Here is a 19937-nt window from a genome sequence, read left to right as displayed (position 1 = left end):
CGGGGCGTTCCACAACGCCAAAGGTCGAGTGTAGTCGCAGCGCGTAGCGCAGCTGCCGTCAAGCCCGCCCGGGGTGCCGACTACGGCAGGCCGTGTTCGGCGTCCATGCCCCTTCAGAGCATGAAGTCGGGGATCCCGGCGGGCAGGATGAATCGGAACCGGGCGCCGCCGCCGGGTGCGCGGTCGACGCGGATCGAGCCGCCGTGGGCCTCCACGATGCCCTTGACGATGTAGAGGCCGAGCCCGGTGCCGCCGCGCTTGGAACCGCGCCAGAAGCGGGTGAAGACGCGCGGCACCGCTTCCTCGGGGATACCGCTGCCTTCGTCGCTCACGGTGACCGCTGTGCCTTCCACGATGCGGGGCGGGGTGCCGGGGCGCTCCCAGACGGGGGCCTCGACGACCTCCTTGGCCGGTGCCACCTCGATGGTGACAGTCCCCTCGCCGTGCCGCACGGCATTTTCCAGCAGGTTGGCGAGCACCTGGTCGACCTTGTCGGGGTCGGCCCACAGCACGGTGAGCGGCTCGCTGACCCGGATGTCGAAGCGCTCCTCGGCGATGCCGGTGGCCACCTTGCGCTCGACGTGCCGGCGCACGGCGGCGGCCAGGTCGACGACCTGCTTGCGCAGCTCCAGCCGGCCGGCGTCGATCCGGGAGATGTCCAGCAGCTCGGCGATCAGCCGGGTGACCCGGTCGGCGTCGGCGTCCACGGTCTCCAGCATCAGGCGCTTCTGCCCGTCGGTGAACCGCTCCCACTTGGCGAGCAGGGTCGCGGTGAACCCCTTGACGCTGGTGAGCGGCGAGCGCAGCTCGTGCGCGACGGTGGCGATCAGCTCGGCGTGGCTGCGTTCGGTGCGCCGGCGCGCCTCGGTGCCGCGCAGGGCGATCACCAGCCGCTCCAGCGGCCCCCCGGGGCGCTCGCGGACGTAGCGGGCGGAGACCAGCACCTCGCGTCCGCCGGGCAGCAGCAGGTTGCGCTCCGGCTGGCCGGTGCGCACCGCCAGGCCGCCGTAGGGGTCGGTCAGCTGCCACCAGCGGCGGCCGTCGAGGTCCTCCAGCGGCAGGACGTCCTCCAGGGCGCTGCCGAGCGCGTCCTTCGGGGCGACGCCGGTCAGCCGGGCGGCGGCCCGGTTGAAGCGGACCACCCGGCCCAGGGCGTCGGCGACCACCAGGCCGTCCGGCAGGTCGTCCGGGTCGAGCTCTGGCCCGCTGCCGACCATGGGTGTCCTCCCCGATTACCCACCGTGTCTTTCCCCCCACCGAGGCAGACCCTAGCGCCTCACAGCCTCGGGTAATAGGGCCCGCGACGAGTTCCCGGCACGGGTCGGCGCACGGGTCACCCCGCGGCGCGGCACCCGCCCGGCGAGCGCTGGGCGCGGGCCGAGGCGTAGAGGCACACGGCGGCGGCGGTGGCCAGGTTGAGGCTCTCGGCGTGTCCGTGGATCGGCACGCGCACGACCTCGTCGGTCAGTGCGCGGGTCTCCTCCGGGAGCCCCCACGCCTCGTTGCCGAACACCCATGCGCCCGGTGCGCCGAGGGTGCCCTCGTCGAGTTCCCGGTCGAGGTCCCGCTCCCCCGCGCCGTCGGCGGCCAGCACCCGCACCCCGGCCTCGCGCAGCCGGCCGATCGCCTCCTCGACCGGCACGCCGACGGCGACCGGGAGGTGGAACAGGCTGCCGACCGAGGCCCGCACGGCCTTCGGGTTGTAGAGGTCCACGGAGGCGTCGGTGAGCACCACGGCGTCCGCGCCGGCCGCGTCGGCGGTGCGCAGCACGGTGCCGGCGTTGCCGGGGTCGCGCACGTGGGCGAGCACGGCGACCAGCTTGGGGCGGGCCGCGAGGACGTCGGCGAAGGGCGTGTCGATGAAGCGGCAGAGCGCGACGATGCCCTGCGGGGTCACGGTGTCGCAGATCCCGGCGATGACCTCGTCGGTGGCGGTCAGCACCGGCAGCCCCTCGTCCAGGGCGGCCCGGACGATGCCGGCGTGGCGTTCGGCGGCCTCCGGCGTCGCGTAGACCTCGACCACGGCGTGCTCGTCGGTCCCCGGCAGCCTGCCGAAGGCGACGGCCTCCCGGACGGCCTGCGGGCCCTCGGCCAGGAAGCGGCGCTCCTTGGTGCGCTGGTTGCGCTTGGCCAGCCGGCGGGCGGCGACGACGCGCGGCGAGCGCAGGGAGGTCAGCAGGGGGGTGTCGGTGCTCGGCATGGTCTCGTTCTCTGGAGGCGCTGAAGGACGGGGTCAAAGCAGGACCGGACCCGCAGGCGAGCCTGCGGGTCCGGTCAGAGCTCAACCGATCTCGGAAGATCAGGCGGCGTCGGCGGCGGCCTTCGGGGCGTTCACGTCGGCCGGCAGCGCCTTCTGGGCCACCTCGACCAGGGCGGCGAAGGCACCCGGGTCGTTGACGGCCAGGTCGGCCAGCATCTTGCGGTCGATCTCGACGCTGGCGGCCTTCAGACCCTGCACGAAGCGGTTGTAGGTGATGCCGTTGGCACGGGCCGCAGCGTTGATGCGCTGGATCCACAGCTGACGGAAGTCGCCCTTGCGCTTCTTGCGGTCGTTGAAGTTGTAGACCAGCGAGTGGGTGACCTGCTCCTTGGCCTTGCGGTACAGGCGCGAGCGCTGGCCGCGGTAGCCGCTGGCGCGCTCCAGGATGACCCGGCGCTTCTTGTGGGCGTTGACTGCCCGCTTGACGCGTGCCACTTGATTACTCCTTGAGTTGGACCACGGACTGCTTCACGTGGTCCGTCATTCGAATGGGTCGGGAAGGATCAGCTGCCCCGCACACGACTCGCGCCGGGCGGGAGGGCGATCACTTGCCGAGAAGCTTCTTGATCTTCTTGGCGTCGGCGGGGGCCAGCTCGATCGTCCCGGCCAGCTTGCGGGTCAGCGTCGAGGGCTTGTGCTCCAGGAGGTGGCGGCGGCCGGCGCGCTCGCGCAGCACCTTGCCAGAGCCACTGATCTTGAAGCGCTTGCTGGCGCCACTGTGCGTCTTCTGCTTCGGCATTTCGCCGTATCTCCTCGTCGGTCCGTCCACGCCCGCGCGGTGTGCGCCGCGCGGGCGTGAAGGATGGATCTGCGGTGACCGGGCGGGACGCCCCGTCACCCTGGTGGCCGGTCTCCCGGGCCTTCCTGACCCTGGGGGTCAGGCGCCCTGGGAGGCCTCGGCCGGCTGCTCGACCGGAGCGGCGGCCTCGGGGGCCTCCACCTCGGCGGCGGCGTCCTGGGCCTCGGCAGGCTCGTCGGACTCGGCAGTGGCGGCGTCGGAGCCGGCGGTCCGGCCCTGGCGCTCGGCCTTGCGGGCGTCCGCGGCGGCGCGGGCCTCGGCCATCGCCTCGGTCTTCTTCTTGTGCGGGCCGAGAACCATGATCATGTTACGGCCGTCCTGCTTCGGCGAGGACTCGACGAAGCCCAGGTCCTGGACGTCGTCGGCGAGCCGCTGGAGCAGACGGAAGCCCAGCTCGGGGCGGGACTGCTCACGACCGCGGAACATGATCGTGATCTTGACCTTGTCGCCCTGCTTGAGGAACCGGACGACGTGACCCTTCTTGGTGTCATAGTCGTGCGGGTCGATCTTCGGCCGGAGCTTCATCTCCTTGATGACCGTGTGCGCCTGGTTCTTGCGCGCCTCACGGGCCTTCATGGCCGACTCGTACTTGAACTTGCCGTAGTCCATGAGCTTGCACACCGGCGGCCGGGCGGTCGCCGCGACCTCGACCAGGTCGAGGTCGTACTCCTGCGCGAGCTCCAGCGCCTTGGCAAGCGGCACGATGCCGACCTGCTCGCCGCTGGGACCGACGAGTCGCACCTCGGGGACGCGAATCCGGTCGTTGATGCGGGGCTCGGTGCTGATGGGGCCTCCTCGGTTGCACCTTCTGCGATGCGGCCGTCGGACGGCGGTCGCACGTAGTGGACTCGACCACTGGGCGGGGCTTCATTCGTGCTGCGCTGTACCCGGCTCCGTTCGGCCGTTCACACCGCGACACGAAAAAAGCCCCGCTCGGTACACAAGCGGGGCTCCACACAACCGGGGGCGGCACCCGGTGAGGGGCGCTGCGGCGACCGTCGGCACACTGGGCGCCCGTCGCGGACCGGACCCGTCGACCGCGAGGCCGATCAGGTGGGAGACTTTCGCGGTTGCCCTCTCGGGCCTCCTGGGTGGAGCCTCCACTTGCTGGCCGGACCTCCGTGAGGACGTCTGGCCGGTCAGTCTCGAAGCATACAGCGCCGAGGGGTCGAACGCTATTCCGCCCCCGCGTGCCCCGGCTTGTACGCTCCCTCTGTACGGACACCGGCACGACGGAACGAGCCCCCTTTGAGCAGCGAGCCCACCCAGACCCCCGCCGCGGACGACGAGGCGATCGGCTTCGACGACCTCACCCGGGACATCGCGGAGGTCCCGGCCGTCGAGGTGATCACCACCGTCGCGGTGCACCTGATGAGCGCCGCCGCCGTGAAGTGCGGCCTCGCCGAGGGCGGCGAGAAGGACAAGGACCTCGACGAGGCCCGCAAGCTCATCACCGCGCTGGCCGGGCTGGTCACCGCCGGCGCCCCGGAGATCAGCAACTTCCACGCCGCGCCGCTGCGCGACGGCCTGCGCTCGCTGCAGCTGGCCTTCCGCGAGGCCTCGATCGTCCCGGACGCGCCGGGCGCGGGCCCGGGCGAGAAGTTCACCGGTCCGGTCTACTCCTGACGTGACCCGCGCGGGGGCGCGCGGACCACGGGGGGTCGTGGTCCGCGCGCCCCCGCTCCCGGGAACGCGCCTAGCGCCGGTAGAGCGGCTCGCCCGGCAGCCCGGCGCTCGCCGGCAGCACCGCCAGGTCGAGGCCGCGGTCCAGCCGCACCCGCAGCACCGGGTCACCGGCCACCGCCTGCCCGACCCGCTGCGCGGCCGCCTGCATCCCGGCCTGGTCCAGCGCCGGGTCCAGGACCACCGCGAGCACCCCGTCGGAGTCCTCGGCCGGGGCCAGCAGCCCGGCGGTCACCTGCGGCTCGGCCGCCAGCAGCGCCCGGACCGCCTCGCGCACCTCGGGGTCGGCGGCCGGCGGCAGGTAGGGCCGGTTCTCCGCCAGCGCCCGCAGCCGGGCCCCGGACAGCTGGAACGGCACCGGGCCGGCCGGGTCGAGCAGCAGGGTGTCCGCCCGCTCGGAGAAGGCGACCATCGCGGCCTGCGGGGCGGCGGTCGGCGCCGGACGGGCGTCCGCGCGCCAGCGGGCCAGCGACTCCAGCGAGGTGAAGGCCGGCAGCGCGCGCCGGCCGTCGGCGGCCTCCAGCACCGGGACGGCCATGTCGCTCGTCTTCTCGTGCCGGTGCCCGTGCGCGTCCACCTCGACCTCGCCGAGGATCGCCACGATCGGCACCATCAGCCGGGTGGGGGTCAGCGCCGCGAGCACCTCCGGTTCGGCCGCGCGGTCCTGCGCCCAGCGGGCGAGCGCGGCGGCCAGCGCCGGATCGGCGGTGCCGTCGTCGCCGGAGAAGCCCGGGTCGGGGATGTTCTTGCCGACGAACGCCGGGTTGGAGAAGTCTTTGCGGTCCACCCGGCCGACCCTATGCCACCGGTCCCCCGCCCCCACACGGACCGAAGGTCCCCCGTCCGTCCCCTACCCGTGGGTAGACCCGGTGTGGCAGTCTGCGCCCATGGCCACGCTCGAAGCCGCCGCCACCGGCGGCGCCCGCACCGCGTCCGCCCCCTCGCCGGCCGCCGACCGCGCCCGGTACGACCGGGCCACCGCCCATCTGGACGGCCCGGTGGCCGTCGTCGACCTGGCGGCCTTCGACGCCAACGCCGCCGACCTGGTGCGCCGGGCGGGCGGCAAACCGATCCGGGTGGCCAGCAAGTCGGTGCGCTGCCGCGCCCTGCTGGAGCGGGCGCTGGCCGTGGAGGGGTTCGCCGGGGTGATGAGCTTCACCCTCGCCGAGTCGCTCTGGCTGGCCCGCTCCGGCCTGCGCGACGTCCTGCTCGCCTACCCGTCCAGCGACCGGGCGGGCTTCGCCGAGCTGACCGCCGATCCGCAGCTGGCCGGGGCCGTCACCGTGGTACTGGACGACCCCGCCCAGCTGGACCTGGTCGACGCGGTCCGGGCCGGTTCCGCCGAGGTGCGGGTCTGCCTGGAGCTGGACACCTCGCTGCACCTGCTCGGCGGGCGGGTGCGGGTCGGCGCGCGCCGCTCCCCGCTGCGCACGCCCGAGGACGTGGCCGCCTTCGCCGAACTGGTGCAGCACCGCCGGGGCTTCCGGGTGGTCGGGCTGATGGCCTACGAGGGGCACGTCGCCGGGGTGGGCGACGCGGTGCCCGGCCGACCGGTGCGCTCCGCGCTGGTGCGGACGATGCAGAGCCGGGCGCGGGCCGAGCTGGCCGGGCGCCGGGCGGCCACGGTGCGGCTGCTGCGCCGGGTGGCCGAGCTGGAGTTCGTCAACGGCGGCGGCACCGGCAGCGTCGAGTCGACCGTGGCCGAGCGCGCGGTGACCGAGGTGGCCGCCGGGTCCGGGCTCTACCAGCCGCAGCTGTTCGACCACTACCGGGCCTTCCGCGGCCGGCCGGCGGCACTGTTCGGCCAGCCGGTGGTGCGCCGCCCCGGGGTCGGCGTGGTGACCGTGCTCGGCGGCGGCTACCCCGCGTCCGGCGCGCCCGGCCCGGACCGCTCCCCCGTGCCCTACCTGCCGCCGGGGCTGCGCTACGACCCGATGGAGGGGGCCGGCGAGGTGCAGACGCCGCTGCTCGGCGCGGCCGCCGACGACCTGCTGATCGGCGACCGGGTCTGGTTCCGGCACGCCAAGGCCGGGGAACTCTGCGAGCGGTTCGCCGAGTTGCACCTCGTGGAGGGGGACGCGGTGGTGCGCACCGTACCGACCTACCGGGGCGAGGGACACACCTTCCTCTGACCCGTGCGGGGCCGCGGTTCCACTACCGTGGGGAAGGACACCGGAACGTACGGAGGGGGAGGCCGTGGAGGCCGAGATCGCGCAGCTGGTGACCACGGGTGCCACGACGGTGGTCGGACTGATGGCCACCGAGGCCTGGACGCAGGTGCGTTCACGGCTCGCGGGGCTGCTGGGGCGCGGCCGGGACACCGCGGAGGTGTCCGCCGAGCTGGAGGAGATCCGGGTCGAGGTGGTCCGGGCGGACGGCGACGAGGAGCTGGTCGGCGACCAGGCCGCCGAGCTGCGCAACCGGATCCGCCGGCTGCTCCGCCAGGACCCGCAGGCAGGCGGGGAGCTGCGCGCCCTGCTGGAGGAGTTCACACCGCGGACGACAAACGTCACGGTGTACAACCAGACGATCAGCGGCGGGACGCACTACGGCGTCATCCAGGCGGGCCGCATCGATCACGTCCACCAGACCCCGCCGGCCGCGCCCAGCGGCAGCTGAGCCTTCCGGAAAACCTTGCCCCCACCTTAAGCAGGCCCGAAGGGATGCCTAACCCAGGCGCCCCCTCGGGCCTTTGCGCTGCTCGGGGGGCTACATTCCGTCAAAAAGTGGCTCACAACGCACTATTGCCAGCTGGTCTAGTCCAATCATACGCTCAGCCCCAGGGGCCGCGCGCCGGGTCGACCGGTCCCTCGGGCAGACGTGCCCGGCAGTCCCCCACAGCTTCGACCCGGTTCACGGTCAAGGAGTCCCCACCCCATGTCCATCAAGCGAACCGCCATGTCCGTCGGCGTCGTCGGCGCCGCGTTCCTCTCCGTCTCGGCCGTCGGCATCGGCACCGCCGCCGCGCACGGCACCGTCACCAACCCGGTCAGCCGGGTCGCCGCCTGCTACGCCGAGGGTCCGGAGACCCCCAAGTCGCAGATCTGCAAGGACGTCGTGGCCCTCGGCGGCACCCAGCCGCTGTACGACTGGAACGAGGTCAACCTCCCCAGCGTCAACGGCGCCCACCAGGCGCAGATCCCGGACGGCAAGCTCTGCTCCGCCGGCCGCGACAAGTACAAGGCGCTGGACCTCGCGCGCACCGACTGGCCCGCCAGCCCGGTCACCGCCGGCAAGGTCGACTTCAAGTTCCGCGTCACCGCCGCGCACCAGGGCAACCAGACCATCTACATCACCAAGCAGAGCTGGGACCCGACCAAGCCGCTGAAGTGGTCCGACCTCGACGCGGTGCCGGTCGCCCAGGTGCCCACCTCGCGCACCTCGGACAACGGCTACTACAACTACAGCGGCACCCTGCCGCAGCGCACCGGCCGTCAGCTGCTCTACATGGTGTGGCAGCGCACCGACAGCCCGGAGGCGTTCTACAGCTGCTCCGACGTCGACTTCGGCAAGGGCGGCACGGCCGCCGCCGTGTCGGCGCTCTCCGCGCAGGCCCCGGCCGCGCCGAGCGAGGAGCAGATCACCGCCGGCCAGTCCAAGTCCACCGTCGCCCACCACGGGCACGGCGGCAACGCCGAGGAGCCCGCCGGCCGGGTCGTCGCGGCCGACAGCGCGGCGGTGGGTGGCGGTTCCGCCACCGGCCCGCTGCTGCTCACCGGTGCCGCCGCGATCGGTGTCGGCTGGGCCGGCATGGTGCTCCGGCGCCGTCGGGTCGAGGCTGTGCGACACGACGGCTGACCGCCGGAAGCCGGGGCCGGGCCGCTCCATCCCCCGTTCGGCCCGCCCCGGCCGATCCCCCCTCGAAGAGCGGTGAAGGCCCGCCCGGAGTCGTTCCGGGCGGGCCTTCGCCGTGCGTGAGCCGAGTGGTGACCGGTCAGGTGTTGGCGGTGCCGTTGGCACCGGCATCCGGACCGCCGGGGATGCCGGGGATCGACGGCAGCTTCCCGCTGAAGTCGCCGATGCCCTTGACGATGGTGTCCATCACCGCGACGTCCGGCGCCTTGGCGGCGACGTCGAAGCCCAGGTGCACCGAGACCAGCGACTTGCCGTCCGCGGAGGGGAAGACCACCGTCTGGACGTAGCCGTCGTTGCCCTTGGCGGCGTCGACCTTCCAGCGGACCAGGTAGCCGTCCCGGCCGTCCACCTTGACCGGCTCGGACTTGAGCTCCTCGTGCGAGACGATCTCGTTGTAGGAGTCCTTGGCGGCCTTCTCGATGTCGGCCTTGGCCGCCGCCTGCACGTCGGTGCCGCCGCCGTCGATCCGGCCGGTGTTGGCACCGCCGAGGGAGCAGGAGCCGCCGCCCTCGCAGTCGTAGGGGCCGATGCTGAGCGCGGCGAAGCCGTCGCGGGTGGTGCCGCCCTCCCAGCCGGAGGGGACGGGCAGGACCAGCCGGTTCACGACGTCCACGGCCCGGTCGCTGCCGGTGTTCCGGCCGCCGTTCCCGTTGCCCTGGCCGTTGCCGTTCCCGTTGCCCTTGCCGCTGCCGCCCTTGCCGTTGCCCTGGCCACCGTCGGTGTTGCCGTCACCGCCGTTGCCGTCACCGCCCGGGCCGCCGAAGTCCGGAAGCCCGCGCCACCCGTTCTCGCCCTCCTGCCCGGGCGGGCCGGCGGGACGCGCGACGCGGTGCCGCTCGCCGTGGTCGTCCGTCGCCAGGTAGGTGACGCCCGAGCCGACGCCCAGGCCGAGCACGGCCGCCACCGCCGCCGCGATCACCACCTTCGACGGCTTGCGCCGCCGCTTCGGGGGCGGCGGCACCGGCGAACCGTAGGCGGTGCCGAAGGGCGGCGGCTCCGGGTAGCGGACCGACGGCCCGCCGTCCAGCACCTCGCCCTCCAGCACCCGGGGTCCGGCGGCCTCGTCCGGCCCCGGAGCACCGGCCGCCGGGGCCTCCGGCGGCGGCGCGTCCGAGGGTGCGGGCCGGGTGTTGGCCGTCCACCCCTTGCCGTCCCACCAGCGCTGCGGTCTCGGGTCGCTGGTGATGTCCTTCGGGTCCGGGTACCACCCGGCGGGGATCTGCTCACTCACGACAAAGAATCTAAAGGCAGCCGGATAAGCGCGAAATCAGCTGGGCCCCGAATTCCGGCGTTTTCCATGAGATTACGGTGAGAAGGCGGCCCGCGGCCCGCCGGAGCCCCTACAGCGGGGTCACGTAGGCGCCCGCGATCCCGCCGTCCACCAGGAACTCGCCCGCCGTGATGAAGGAGGAGTCGTCGCTGGCGAGGAAGGCCACCGCGGCGGCGATCTCCTCCGGCCGGGCGAAGCGGCCGAGCGGGATGTGCACCAGCCGGCGGGCCGCGCGCTCCGGGTCCTTGGCGAACAGCTCGCGCAGCAGCGGGGTGTCCACCGGCCCCGGCGACAGCGCGTTGACCCGGATGCCCTCCCGGGCGAACTGCACGCCCAGCTCCCGGGACATCGCCAGCACCCCGCCCTTGGAGGCGGTGTAGGAGATCTGCGAGGTGGCGGCGCCCATCCGGGCCACGAAGCTCGCGGTGTTGATGATCGAACCGCGCCCGTGCCGGCGCATGTACGGCAGCGCCGCCCGGCAGCAGAGGTAGACCGAGGTCAGGTTGACCTCCTGGACCCTGCGCCAGGCGTCGAGTTCGGTGGTGAGGATGGAGTCGTCCTCCGGCGGCGAGATGCCGGCGTTGTTGAAGGCGACGTCCACGCTGCCGAAGGTCTCGTAGGCCTCGTCGAAGAGCGCCTCGACCATCGCCGGGTCGGTGACGTCGGTGTGCACGAAGAGGCCGCCGACCTCCCCGGCGGCCGCCTTGCCGGTGGTCTCGTCGACGTCGGCGCAGACCACCTTGGCGCCCTCGGCGGCGAGCCGGCGGGCCGAGGCCAGGCCGATCCCGCTGCCCGCGCCGGTGATCACGGCCGTGCGGCCGACCAGCCGGCGGCAGACCGGCGCCGCGGGCTGCGCGGCCTTCTCCGACTTCTCGGAGGCGCGGGGGTGGTGGGACTGGTGGGTCACCGGGTGCTCCTACTCCTCGGTCCGGATGAAGACGTTCTTGGTCTCGGTGAAGTGCGCCAGCGCCTCCGGCCCCAGCTCGCGGCCGATCCCGGACTCGCCGAAGCCGCCGAACGGCGTCCAGTAGCGCACCGAGGCGTGCGAGTTGACCGACAGGTTGCCCGCCGCGACGCCCCGGGCCAGCCGCAGCGCCCGGCCGAGGTCGCGGGTCCAGATCGAGCCGGACAGCCCGTACCGGGTGGCGTTGGCGAGCCGCAGCGCGTCCGCCTCGTCGGTGAACGGCAGGACCACCGCGACCGGGCCGAAGATCTCCTCGGTGACGGCGGGGACGTCCGGGTCGGTGGGCGCCAGCACCGTCGGCGGGTACCAGCAGCCGGGCCCGTCGGGCACCGTTCCGCGGGCCAGCACCGGCAGTTCGGGCGTCACGTACGACGCCACCCGGCGGACGTGGGCGGCCGAGATCAGCGGGCCGAGGTCGGTGCGCGGATCGGCCGGGTCGCCGGTGCGGATCCGCTCGACGGCGGGCAGCAGCAACGCCAGGAAGTCGTCGTAGGCCTCGCGCTGGACCAGGATCCGGCTGCGGGCGCAGCAGTCCTGGCCGCTGTTGTCCAGGAAGGACATCGGGTCCGCGGCGCCTTCGAGGTCGGCGTCGGCGAAGACGATGTTGGGGCTCTTGCCGCCGAGTTCCAGGGTGACCCGCTTGGCCCCGGCGGCGCAGCGGGCGGCGACCTCCTTGCCGACCGCGGCCGACCCGGTGAAGACGATCTTGCGCACCGCGGGGTGGTCGACCAGCGCCCGGCCGGTCACCGGACCGGCTCCCGGCACCACCTGGAACAGGCCCTCCGGCAGCCCAGCGGCGAGGGCGAGTTCGGCCAGCCGCAGTGCGGTGAGCGGGGTCGCCTCGGCGGGCTTGAGGAGGACGGCGTTGCCGGCGGCCAGCGCGGGCGCGAAGCCCCAGGCGGCGATCGGCATCGGGAAGTTCCACGGCACGATCACGCCGACCACGCCGACCGGCTCGTGGAAGGTGACGTCCAGGCCGCCGGCCACCGGGATCTGGCGTCCGGTCAGCCGCTCCACTCCCCCGGCCGCGTACTCCAGCAGGTCGCGGACGTTGCCCGCCTCCCAGGTGGCGTTGCCGACCGGATGGCCGGCCTCGGCGACCTCCAGCGCGGCGAGTTCGGGGACGTGCACCTCCACCTGGTCGGCGAAGCGGCGCAGCAGCCGGGCCCGTTCCCCGGGGGCGAGGGCGGCCCAGCCGCGCTGCGCCCCGACGGCGCGCCGCACGGCCGCGTCCAGCTGCCCGGGGGTGGTGTCGGGGACGGTGCCGAGGACCTCGCCGGTGGTGGGGTTGCGGACGGCGTGGGCGGCGGGCTGCGCCTCGGTGAGGGTGGTGGTGTCGATGGTGCTCACATCCGCTCGAAGGATCGGTAGCGCTCCCAGTCGGTGATCGCGCTGTCGTAGGCGGCCTGTTCGACCCGGGCCATGTGCAGGTAGTGCTCGACCACGTCGTCCCCGAAGGCGGCGCGGGCGAGTTCGCTCGTGCCCCACAGGTCGGCGGCCTCGCGCAGCGAGCCGGGCACCCGGGCGTAGTCGTCGGCGGCGTAGGCGTTGCCCAGGCAGGGGGCGGGCAGTTCCAGCTTCCGCTGGATCCCGTGCAGTCCGGCGGCGAGCATGCCGGCCACCGCCAGGTACGGGTTGACGTCGCCGCCGGGCACCCGGTTCTCCATCCGCAGCCCGACGCCGTGCCCGACGACCCGGTAGGCGCACGTCCGGTTGTCGCGGCCCCAGGCGACGGCCGTCGGGGCGAAGGAGCCCGGGCGGTAGCGCTTGTAGGAGTTGATGTTCGGCGCGTAGAGCAGGGTGAACTCGCGCAGCGCGGCCAGCTGTCCGGCCAGGAAGTGGCGCATGGTGTCGGTCATCCGGCCGTCCGCGGCGGCGAAGGCGGGCGCGCCGACGGCGTCGCGCAGCGACAGGTGGATGTGGCAGCTGTTGCCCTCGCGCTGGTCGTACTTGGCCATGAAGGTGAGTGCGCAGCCGAGTTGGGCGGCGATCTCCTTGGCGCCGGTCTTGTAGACGCTGTGCTGGTCGCAGGTGGTGAGCGCGTCGGCGTAGCGGAAGGCGATCTCGTGCTGGCCGAGGTTGCACTCGCCCTTGGCGGACTCCACCACCAGGCCGGCGCCGGCCATCTCGGTGCGGATCCGGGAGAGCAGCGGCTCGACCCGGGCGGTGCCGAGCAGCGAGTAGTCGGCGTTGTAGAGGTTGGCCGGGGTGAGGCCGCGGTAGCCGCCCTGCCAGGCCTGCTCGTAGGTGTCGCGGAAGACCAGGAACTCCAGCTCGGTGCCGATGTCGGCGGCCAGGCCGTGCTCGGCGAGCCGGGCGATCTGGCGCCGCAGCAGTTGCCGGGGCGCGGCGGCGACCGGGTGGCCGCCGTGGGCGGCCAGGTCGGCGGTGACCTGGGCGGTGCCCGGCTGCCAGGGGGTCAGGCGCAGGGTGGACAGGTCGGGGCGCATCGCGAAGTCGCCGTAGCCGGTCTCCCAGGAGGAGAGCGCGTAGCCGTCGACGGTGTTGAGCTCGACGTCGACGGCCAGCAGGTACTCGCAGGCGTCGGCGCCGTGCTCGGCGACCTCGTCCAGGAAGAAGCGGGCGGCGAAGCGCTTGCCCTGGAGGCGGCCCTGCATGTCGGTGAAGCCGAGGGCGACGGTGTGGACCACGCCGGCGTCGACCAGGGCGCGCAGCTCGTCCAGGGTCAGCGGGGCGCGGCGCGGCGGGGTGCCGGGGGCGGCGCCGGGCTCGGTGCCGGGCGCGGTGGTGCCGGGGCCGCCGGGCGCGGTGGTGCCGGTGGTGCCGGGTGCGGTGGTGCGGTCGGACATGGCGGACGCCCTCCTCGTCGATCACGCAGCGAGACCAAGCGGTCACAGCGAACCGTACGGCCTGTCGCTCGGGGCGCGGAAGAGGGCGGACGGGTGTGGCGCGCCGAGGTGCGAGGTTGACGAGGGATCAGGCGGTACGGGAGGAGAATGCGCGCCATGGATCGCAGGCCTTTTGTCGGCGTCAGCACCTATCTGGTGGACGCGAGTTGGAGCGACTGGCAGGAGCGCAGGGTGGCCCTGCTGCCGCAGCGGTACACCGCCTACGTACAGGACTCGGGCGGGATCGCGGTGCTGCTGCCGCCGGACGCCCCCGAGCGCGCGCCGGAGGTCCTCGCCCGGCTCGACGCGCTCGTCATCGCGGGCGGGCCGGACATCGATCCCGCCTACTACGGGCAGCCGCCGCATCCGCTGAGCGACATCGACGCGGTGGAGCGGGACGCCTGGGAGAGCGCGCTGCTGCGGGCGGCCCTGGCGGCGGGGATGCCGCTGCTGGGGATCTGCCGGGGCATGCAGGTGCTCAACGTGGTGTGCGGGGGCACGCTGGTCCAGCACCTGCCGGACGTCCTGGAGACGGACGTGCACGGCGGAACGCCCGGCCGCTACGGCACGCACCTGGTGCGGCCGGTGCCGGGCACGCTGCTCGGCGGGCTGCTGCCGGAGCCGGAGCTGACCGTGCCGACCTTCCACCACCAGGCGGTGGACCGGCTGGGGACGGGGCTGCGGGTGAGCGCGCACGCGCCGGACGGGACGGTGGAGGCGGTGGAGGGGCCGGGGTTCACGCTCGGGGTGCAGTGGCATCCGGAGCAGGGGGACGACCTTCGGGTGATGCAGGCGCTGGTGCGGGCGGCGACGGCCGCGCGGCCGGTGCAGCTGGAGCCGGTGGAGGTGTAGTCGGTGGAGGTGTAGCCGGCGCGGGCGCGGGTGGTGTCGGTCCGGGCGCGGGGGCCGGGCACCGGGGCCGGGCCGCTCCTACGGCAGGGGCAGTCCGGCCGCCGTCGCGATCACCCCGGCCACGCCGGCGGCCAGCAGGGCGAGCACCACCCCGCGCCGGGCGGCGACCAGCCAGAGCAGCGCGAGGGCCAGCACGGCCCACTGCCAGCCGTGGGCGAGCGCCGCGGCGAGCGGCAGCGCCGAGCCCGCGATGGCGCCGATGACGGCCGGGCCGGCGCCGGTGAGGAAGTCCTGCACCCGCCGGTCGGCGCGCAGCCGGTCGAAGTGCCGGCCGCCGATGATCACGAACAGGAAGGACGGCGCGAAGGCGACCGCCGCGGCGAGCAGTCCGCCGGCGATCCCGGCGGCCGCGTAGCCGACCACGGCGACGGTCTGCACCACCGGCCCGGGGGTGACCTGGCCGAGGGCGACGGCGTTGAGGAACTGTCCGTCGGTCATCCAGTGGTAGCGGTCGACGGCGTCGTCCTGCATCAGCGGGATGATCACGAACCCTCCGCCGTAGGAGAGCGCGCCCACCTTGAACGCCACCCAGGCCACCGCCCCGAGCCCGCCCAGCGCGGGCAGTGCGGTGGCGAGCGGCAGCAGGCCGCCGGCGCTGCGGCGGGGGCCTTCGCGGCCGGCCCGCTCGTCGCGCCGCCGGACGGCGACCTCGGCCAGCCCGGAGGCGATCAGCACCAGGACCAGCCAGGGGCCGGTCAGCACGGCGGCCACCGCCCCGGCGAGCGCGTACCCGGCCCAGCGGGCCCGCGCCGCCCGGCCCCGGCCGGCCCGGCCGAAGCTGGCGGGCACCAGCGAGGTGGCGGCCTGCACGGCGACCGCCGGGACGGCCGCACCCGCGCCGGCGGCCGCGCCGAGCACCCAGGCCGGCGGGTCGCCCGCCAGGAACAGCACCGCGAGGGCGAGGATCAACGCCAGGCCGGGCGCGATGAAGCAGACCCCGCCGACCAGCGCGCCCGGGGTGCCGCGCAGCCGCCAGGCGGTGAGGATCGCGAGCTGGGTGGAGGCCGGGCCGGGCAGCAGGTTGGTCGCCGCGATGCCGTCCTCGAACTCCTCCGGGGAGAGCCACTTGCGGCGCTCCACGCAGAGCCGGCGCAGCAGCAGGATGTGGGCGGGCGGCCCGCCGAAGCCGGTGATGCCGATTCGGCCCCATTCGCGGGCGATCATGGCCAGATTCACCCGTCCGGTCGCTTCCATGCGCGTCTCCCCTGTTCAGCGGCGGCGCGACGATACCCGACGGGGGTTACCGCACGGCAATGACAACGGTCTCCAGTGCAGCCTTTGGATCTTCGTACGATCTGCGGTTCACTTCGAGTGCGGGGTGCTCGCACACCCCGCCCCTTACCCCCGCGCGTTCATGAGTTCCAGGAGAGGACTTCGATGGCCGGCCACGAGCACTCCCACCATGATCATGGGCATGACCAGAAGCAGCAGTCCCACGGCGGACCCGGCGGTCACGGCGGTCACGGCCACGGGGGCCACGGGGCCCACGGCGGCCACTCGCACGGCGTCGCCGCCGATGCCGACCGCCGCTGGCTGGTGAGCGCGCTCGCACTGATCGTGGTGTTCATGGCCGGCGAGGTGGTGGTCGGCTTCGCGGCCGAGTCGCTGGCGCTGATCTCGGACGCCGCGCACATGCTCACCGACGCCGCCTCGATCGTCCTCGCGCTCATCGCCATGCGGCTCTCCGCCCGCCCGGCGCGCGGCGGCTACACCTACGGCCTCAAGCGCGCCGAGATCCTCTCCGCCCAGGCCAACGGCGTGACCCTGCTGGTGCTGTCCGCCTGGCTCGGCTACGAGGCGATCCGCCGGCTGTTCGAGCCGCCGGAGGTGACCGGTTCGCTGGTGCTGATCACCGCACTGGTCGGGGTCGTGGTGAACCTGGCCGCCACCTGGTGCATGTCCAAGGCCAACCGCAGCTCGCTGAACGTCGAGGGTGCCTTCCAGCACGTCCTCACCGACCTGTACGCGTTCATCGCCACCGCCGTGGCCGGTGTGATCATGGTGACCACCGGCTTCGCCCGGGCCGACTCGATCGCCTCGCTGATCGTCGTCGCGCTGATGCTGAAGGCGGGCATCGGCCTGGTCCGCGACTCCGGGCGGATCTTCCTGGAGGCCGCCCCCGCCGGCGTCGACCCGGACGCGGTGGCCGACCGGCTGGTCGCCCAGCCGCTCGTCGAGGAGATCCACGACCTGCACATCTGGGAGATCACCTCCGGCCAGCCCGCGCTCTCCGCGCACATCCTGGTCACCCCGGGCGGCGACTGCCACGCGGTGCGGCGCGAGCTGCAGCGCCGGCTCGCCGGCGAGTACGGCATCACCCACAGCACCCTCCAGGTCGACCACGTCGGCGAGGACGAGGCGGGCGCGCTGCTGCAGATCACCCACCCCGGCGACCTCACGCCCGAGCACTGCGCCGACGCCCACGGACCCGTCCACCGCGCCGGGCCGCACGAGCACTAGGAGGCCGTCCGTGTCACCCCGGTACGGCATGATCGGAGGCGTGACCGCACCCCGTCTGATGCTGCTCGACTCCGCCAGCCTGTACTTCCGGGCCTACTACGGCGTACCGGACACCCTGCGCTCGCCGCAGGGTGAGCCGGTCAACGCCGTCCGGGGCCTGCTGGACTTCATCGCCCGGCTGGTCCACGACCACCGGCCCGACCAGCTGGTCGCCTGCATGGACGCCGACTGGCGCCCCCAGTGGCGGGTGGACCTCATCCCCTCGTACAAGACCCACCGGGTCGCCGAGGCCGCCACGGACGGGGAGGAGGAGGTGCCGGACACCCTCGCCCCGCAGGTGCCGGTGATCGAGCAGGTGCTGGACGCGCTCGGCATCGCCCGGATCGGCTCCCCCGGCTACGAGGCGGACGACGTGATCGGCACGCTGACCGCGCGCGCCACCGGGCCGGTGCAGATCGTCACCGGCGACCGCGACCTCTTCCAGCTGGTCGACGACGCCCGCGCGATCACCGTGCTCTACCCGGTCAAGGGCATGGGCAACCTCCAGGTCACCGATGACGCGCTGCTGCTGGAGAAGTACGGCGTGCGCGGCGCCCAGTACGCCGATCTGGCCGCCCTGCGCGGCGACCCGAGCGACGGCCTGCCCGGCGTCAAGGGCATCGGCGAGAAGACGGCGGCCCAGCTGATCCACGAGTACGGCGACCTGGACGGCATCCGCACCGCCGCCCAGGACATCGGCTCGGCGCTCACCCCGGCCCGGCGCCGCAACATCCTGGAGGCCTCGGCCTACCTCGACGTGGCCCCGACCGTCGTCCGGGTCGCCGCCGACGCCCCGGTGCCCGACGTCGACCCCGCCCTGCCGGGCGAACCGCTCGACCCGATGACACTGGAGGCGCTCGCCGCCCGCTGGGGCCTCGGCACCTCCCTGGACCGCGTCCTGGAGGCGCTCGCCGCCCGCTGACCCACCCCGCCCGCCCCCGGGGCCCGTCGCACTCGCCCGCGACGGGCCCTTCGCTTTGCCGTGCCGTGAACTCTTGACCGCAATCTACTTTGCGATGCAAAGTTGACGGGCCGGCTCGACATGACGACACGACGTCACCAGGGGGGACCATGGACACACTGCACCGGGACGCGGCGGCCGACGGCCCGGCCGAACTGCTCGCCGCCACGGAGGGCCTGCGCGCCCGGGCCCGCACCCGCCTGCGCGGCTCGGGCGTCCCGCTGCTCGGCTTCGGGCTGCTGGCGGCGGCGGCCGTGCCGATCGCCGGACAGGCCTACAACTTCGCCGCCAACGGGCGCAGCGTCACCTCGTACCCCTACTTCGCGTACTCGGAGTACATCGGCCTCTGCGTCCCGCACTCCCTCGACGGTCCGTGTTTGGAGGGCGAGTTCGACGGGGCCATCCTGCGCTTCGTCGGCTGGGGCCTCTGGTACGCCCTCCTCCCGCTGGCCTGGTTCGCCCTCGCCCGCTGGTACCGGCGGCGCGGCGAGACCCGCGGCATCGTCCCGCACCGGGGCGCCTGGCTCGGTACGGCGGCCGCCGCCGGCGTCCTGGTCGCCGCCGTCCCGGTCGTCCTGGTCTTCGCCCACCGGGTGCCGTTCAGCCTCTCCCTCCTCGGCAACTCCTACGCCTCCCCCTGGTACGTGGTCGGCCTCGGCCTGCTCGTCCTCGGCCTCACCGAGCACGACCGGCTGGTCGCCGGCACCGGGCTCGTCCACACCGCACTGCTCACCGCCTACCTCTCGGGCGTGTGGGGCGACGGCTGGCTGCCGTGGCTCGACCACCTCGACACCGCCTGGGCGAACGCCGCCCAGCCGAAGGCCCTGCTGCTCGCCGCGGTCCTGCTCGCCCCCGGCCTGGCCCAGTGGACCGCCGGGCGCCGGGCGCCCGCCGCATCCCGTACGGTCACCTCATGAGCGTTGCGGACGACACCGAGGAGCGGCATCCGACCCTGGCCCTGGACGACACCGTCCACCAGCGGGTCCGGCTCGGCATCCTGGCGATCGCCCGCGAGGCCGAGAGCGTCGAGTTCGCGTTCCTCAAGCAGGAGTTGGGGCTCACCGACGGCAACCTCTCGCGCCATCTGAAGGTCCTGGAGGACTCCGGCCTGGTCGCCGTCAACAAGGGCTACGCGGGCCGCCGCCCCCGCACCTGGATCACCCTCACCCCCACCGGCGCCCAGGCCCTCGACCGCGAACTCCGCGCCCTCCGCGCCCTCGTCCACCGTCTGGAAGCCGCCGGCCCCCCACCGAGCTGAGCACGGCGGAGTGGGAAGTCGGCGAGAGCGACTTCCCACTCCGGAAGCCTCGGGCACCGGTGGGCCGGTGGGCCGGTGGGCCGGTGGGCCGGCAGACGCCGTACGCGGGCACCTCGGGAGCAGGAAGTCGGACCGGCCGACTTCCTGCTCTGGGGCCTCAAGGCACCGGCGTTCCCTGCCCGGCCCCGCGCCCACCCGTAAGGGGGCCGGCAGGAGCCACACACAAGCGCCGCCACCAAGCCGCGCGATCCAATGACTCAGGAGTAGGAAGTCGGACCGGCCGACTTCCTGCTCCACGTGCGCCCGCCCCCGCTCCAACCGGTTGCCCTCGCTCAGTCCGAGCGAGGGCAACCGTGGTCGGGCGGAGCAGTCGTGGAGTGGGAAGTCGGCCGATCCGACCTCCCACTCCGGGCACAGGGTGCTTCCGGGAGAGCGTGTATCTGGCTGCGCCTCTCACCGGAGTGACCTCGACCAGCAACAGCAAGCAGCGGCGAGGCGAAGCCGAAGCCGCACAGGGCGAAGCCCACACGCGCGGCGAGGCGAAGCCGAAGCCGCACAGGGCGAAGCCCACACGCGCGGCGAGGCGAAGCCGAAGCCGCACAGGGCGAAGCCCACACGCGCGGCGAG

Annotated in this window: 20 protein-coding genes; 9 read left to right on the top strand and 11 right to left on the bottom strand. The window is 73.9% G+C overall.

Features of this window, described 5'->3' with window-relative positions; all coding sequences use genetic code 11:
• Positions 1-113 precede the first annotated feature (113 nt).
• From ACFVVL_RS28140 to infC, 5 genes are all read right to left on the bottom strand, one after another.
• Positions 114-1217, bottom strand: a complete 1104-nt coding sequence (locus tag ACFVVL_RS28140) for an ATP-binding protein (protein WP_380297820.1) — start codon at positions 1215-1217, stop codon at positions 114-116.
• A gap of 116 nt (positions 1218-1333) precedes the next feature.
• A complete protein-coding gene (locus ACFVVL_RS28135; protein WP_387680057.1) occupies positions 1334-2200 on the bottom strand; it encodes a TrmH family RNA methyltransferase in 867 nt (288 codons plus the stop codon).
• A gap of 99 nt (positions 2201-2299) precedes the next feature.
• On the bottom strand, positions 2300-2695 hold the full coding sequence (gene rplT, locus ACFVVL_RS28130; RefSeq protein ID WP_030395970.1) for a 50S ribosomal protein L20: 396 nt from the start codon (positions 2693-2695) through the stop codon (positions 2300-2302).
• A 109-nt stretch (positions 2696-2804) separates the two neighbouring features.
• Positions 2805-2999 (bottom strand): 50S ribosomal protein L35, encoded by a 195-nt coding sequence (rpmI, locus tag ACFVVL_RS28125; RefSeq protein WP_045701618.1) that lies wholly within the window; start codon positions 2997-2999, stop codon positions 2805-2807.
• Positions 3000-3137: 138 nt separating this feature from the next.
• The gene (gene infC / locus ACFVVL_RS28120) at positions 3138-3845 is read right to left on the bottom strand and encodes a translation initiation factor IF-3 (RefSeq protein ID WP_380297826.1); all 708 of its coding nucleotides are present in this window, start codon (positions 3843-3845) and stop codon (positions 3138-3140) included.
• A gap of 462 nt (positions 3846-4307) precedes the next feature.
• Here infC and ACFVVL_RS28115 point away from each other — a divergent pair, with 462 nt between their 5' ends.
• Positions 4308-4685 (top strand): DUF1844 domain-containing protein, encoded by a 378-nt coding sequence (locus ACFVVL_RS28115; protein WP_380297824.1) that lies wholly within the window; start codon positions 4308-4310, stop codon positions 4683-4685.
• A 70-nt stretch (positions 4686-4755) separates the two neighbouring features.
• Here ACFVVL_RS28115 and ACFVVL_RS28110 read toward each other — a convergent pair whose 3' ends face one another.
• Positions 4756-5529, bottom strand: a complete 774-nt coding sequence (locus tag ACFVVL_RS28110) for an SseB family protein (RefSeq protein ID WP_380422964.1) — start codon at positions 5527-5529, stop codon at positions 4756-4758.
• A 100-nt stretch (positions 5530-5629) separates the two neighbouring features.
• Between ACFVVL_RS28110 and ACFVVL_RS28105 the strand changes: the two genes are divergently transcribed.
• The 3 genes from ACFVVL_RS28105 to ACFVVL_RS28095 all read left to right on the top strand — a co-directional run bounded on the left by ACFVVL_RS28105 (position 5630) and on the right by ACFVVL_RS28095 (position 8540).
• Positions 5630-6874, top strand: a complete 1245-nt coding sequence (locus ACFVVL_RS28105; protein ID WP_387680052.1) for an amino acid deaminase/aldolase — start codon at positions 5630-5632, stop codon at positions 6872-6874.
• Between the two features lie 64 nt (positions 6875-6938).
• Positions 6939-7361 carry a hypothetical protein gene (locus tag ACFVVL_RS28100; protein WP_387680050.1) on the top strand — a complete coding sequence of 141 codons (423 nt, stop codon included), beginning with the start codon at positions 6939-6941 and terminating at the stop codon, positions 7359-7361.
• A 258-nt stretch (positions 7362-7619) separates the two neighbouring features.
• Positions 7620-8540: a lytic polysaccharide monooxygenase gene (locus ACFVVL_RS28095; protein ID WP_387680047.1), complete on the top strand. Its 921-nt coding sequence runs from the start codon at positions 7620-7622 to the stop codon at positions 8538-8540.
• A gap of 136 nt (positions 8541-8676) precedes the next feature.
• On the opposite strand, the gene ACFVVL_RS28090 is transcribed toward ACFVVL_RS28095, so the two are convergent.
• From ACFVVL_RS28090 to ACFVVL_RS28075, 4 genes are all read right to left on the bottom strand, one after another.
• Entirely contained in the window at positions 8677-9828 is a 1152-nt protein-coding gene (locus ACFVVL_RS28090) for a DUF2510 domain-containing protein (protein WP_387680044.1), read from the bottom strand.
• 109 nt (positions 9829-9937) lie between these two features.
• Complete coding sequence (locus ACFVVL_RS28085; protein WP_387680117.1) at positions 9938-10693, bottom strand: 3-oxoacyl-ACP reductase; 756 nt, start codon at positions 10691-10693, stop codon at positions 9938-9940.
• A gap of 90 nt (positions 10694-10783) precedes the next feature.
• On the bottom strand, positions 10784-12172 hold the full coding sequence (locus tag ACFVVL_RS28080; protein ID WP_387680114.1) for an aldehyde dehydrogenase family protein: 1389 nt from the start codon (positions 12170-12172) through the stop codon (positions 10784-10786).
• A 5-nt stretch (positions 12173-12177) separates the two neighbouring features.
• Positions 12178-13641: a glutamine synthetase family protein gene (locus ACFVVL_RS28075; RefSeq protein WP_387680041.1), complete on the bottom strand. Its 1464-nt coding sequence runs from the start codon at positions 13639-13641 to the stop codon at positions 12178-12180.
• A 156-nt stretch (positions 13642-13797) separates the two neighbouring features.
• Between ACFVVL_RS28075 and ACFVVL_RS28070 the strand changes: the two genes are divergently transcribed.
• Positions 13798-14532: a gamma-glutamyl-gamma-aminobutyrate hydrolase family protein gene (locus ACFVVL_RS28070; protein WP_387680038.1), complete on the top strand. Its 735-nt coding sequence runs from the start codon at positions 13798-13800 to the stop codon at positions 14530-14532.
• Between the two features lie 78 nt (positions 14533-14610).
• Here the strand turns inward: ACFVVL_RS28070 and chrA are convergent, their stop codons facing one another.
• Complete coding sequence (chrA, locus tag ACFVVL_RS28065) at positions 14611-15786, bottom strand: chromate efflux transporter (protein ID WP_387680035.1); 1176 nt, start codon at positions 15784-15786, stop codon at positions 14611-14613.
• A gap of 183 nt (positions 15787-15969) precedes the next feature.
• Between chrA and ACFVVL_RS28060 the strand changes: the two genes are divergently transcribed.
• The 4 genes from ACFVVL_RS28060 (at position 15970) to ACFVVL_RS28045 (ending at position 19310) form a co-directional block, all read left to right on the top strand.
• Positions 15970-17052 (top strand): cation diffusion facilitator family transporter, encoded by a 1083-nt coding sequence (locus tag ACFVVL_RS28060; RefSeq protein WP_380294506.1) that lies wholly within the window; start codon positions 15970-15972, stop codon positions 17050-17052.
• Between the two features lie 58 nt (positions 17053-17110).
• Positions 17111-18013, top strand: a complete 903-nt coding sequence (locus ACFVVL_RS28055; protein WP_380294517.1) for a 5'-3' exonuclease H3TH domain-containing protein — start codon at positions 17111-17113, stop codon at positions 18011-18013.
• Positions 18014-18162: 149 nt separating this feature from the next.
• On the top strand, positions 18163-18969 hold the full coding sequence (locus ACFVVL_RS28050) for a hypothetical protein (RefSeq protein WP_387680030.1): 807 nt from the start codon (positions 18163-18165) through the stop codon (positions 18967-18969).
• A complete protein-coding gene (locus tag ACFVVL_RS28045) occupies positions 18966-19310 on the top strand; it encodes a winged helix-turn-helix domain-containing protein (RefSeq protein WP_380294504.1) in 345 nt (114 codons plus the stop codon). The genes ACFVVL_RS28050 and ACFVVL_RS28045 overlap by 4 nt, the downstream gene beginning before the upstream one ends.
• Positions 19311-19937 lie beyond the last annotated feature (627 nt).

Origin of the sequence: Kitasatospora sp. NPDC058115 (assembly GCF_042884635.1) — a bacterium.
In the GTDB taxonomy this organism is placed as follows: Bacteria; Actinomycetota; Actinomycetes; order Streptomycetales; family Streptomycetaceae; genus Kitasatospora.
The sequence above is the reverse complement of the archived record's forward strand: the minus strand, read 5'-3'. Positions and strand labels throughout refer to the sequence as shown.

Excerpts from the sequence above, each read along its gene's own strand:
- rpmI (WP_045701618.1), bottom strand. The coding sequence starts at position 2,999 with ATGCCGAAGCAGAAGACGCACAGTGGCGCCAGCAAGCGCTTCAAGATC.
- ACFVVL_RS28050 (WP_387680030.1), top strand. The coding sequence starts at position 18,163 with ATGGACACACTGCACCGGGACGCGGCGGCCGACGGCCCGGCCGAACTG.
- ACFVVL_RS28095 (WP_387680047.1), top strand. The coding sequence starts at position 7,620 with ATGTCCATCAAGCGAACCGCCATGTCCGTCGGCGTCGTCGGCGCCGCG.
- chrA (WP_387680035.1), bottom strand. The coding sequence starts at position 15,786 with ATGGAAGCGACCGGACGGGTGAATCTGGCCATGATCGCCCGCGAATGG.
- ACFVVL_RS28045 (WP_380294504.1), top strand. The coding sequence starts at position 18,966 with ATGAGCGTTGCGGACGACACCGAGGAGCGGCATCCGACCCTGGCCCTG.
- ACFVVL_RS28140 (WP_380297820.1), bottom strand. The coding sequence starts at position 1,217 with ATGGTCGGCAGCGGGCCAGAGCTCGACCCGGACGACCTGCCGGACGGC.
- ACFVVL_RS28060 (WP_380294506.1), top strand. The coding sequence starts at position 15,970 with ATGGCCGGCCACGAGCACTCCCACCATGATCATGGGCATGACCAGAAG.
- ACFVVL_RS28135 (WP_387680057.1), bottom strand. The coding sequence starts at position 2,200 with ATGCCGAGCACCGACACCCCCCTGCTGACCTCCCTGCGCTCGCCGCGC.
- ACFVVL_RS28075 (WP_387680041.1), bottom strand. The coding sequence starts at position 13,641 with ATGTCCGACCGCACCACCGCACCCGGCACCACCGGCACCACCGCGCCC.
- ACFVVL_RS28055 (WP_380294517.1), top strand. The coding sequence starts at position 17,111 with ATGCTGCTCGACTCCGCCAGCCTGTACTTCCGGGCCTACTACGGCGTA.
- ACFVVL_RS28105 (WP_387680052.1), top strand. The coding sequence starts at position 5,630 with ATGGCCACGCTCGAAGCCGCCGCCACCGGCGGCGCCCGCACCGCGTCC.
- ACFVVL_RS28070 (WP_387680038.1), top strand. The coding sequence starts at position 13,798 with ATGGATCGCAGGCCTTTTGTCGGCGTCAGCACCTATCTGGTGGACGCG.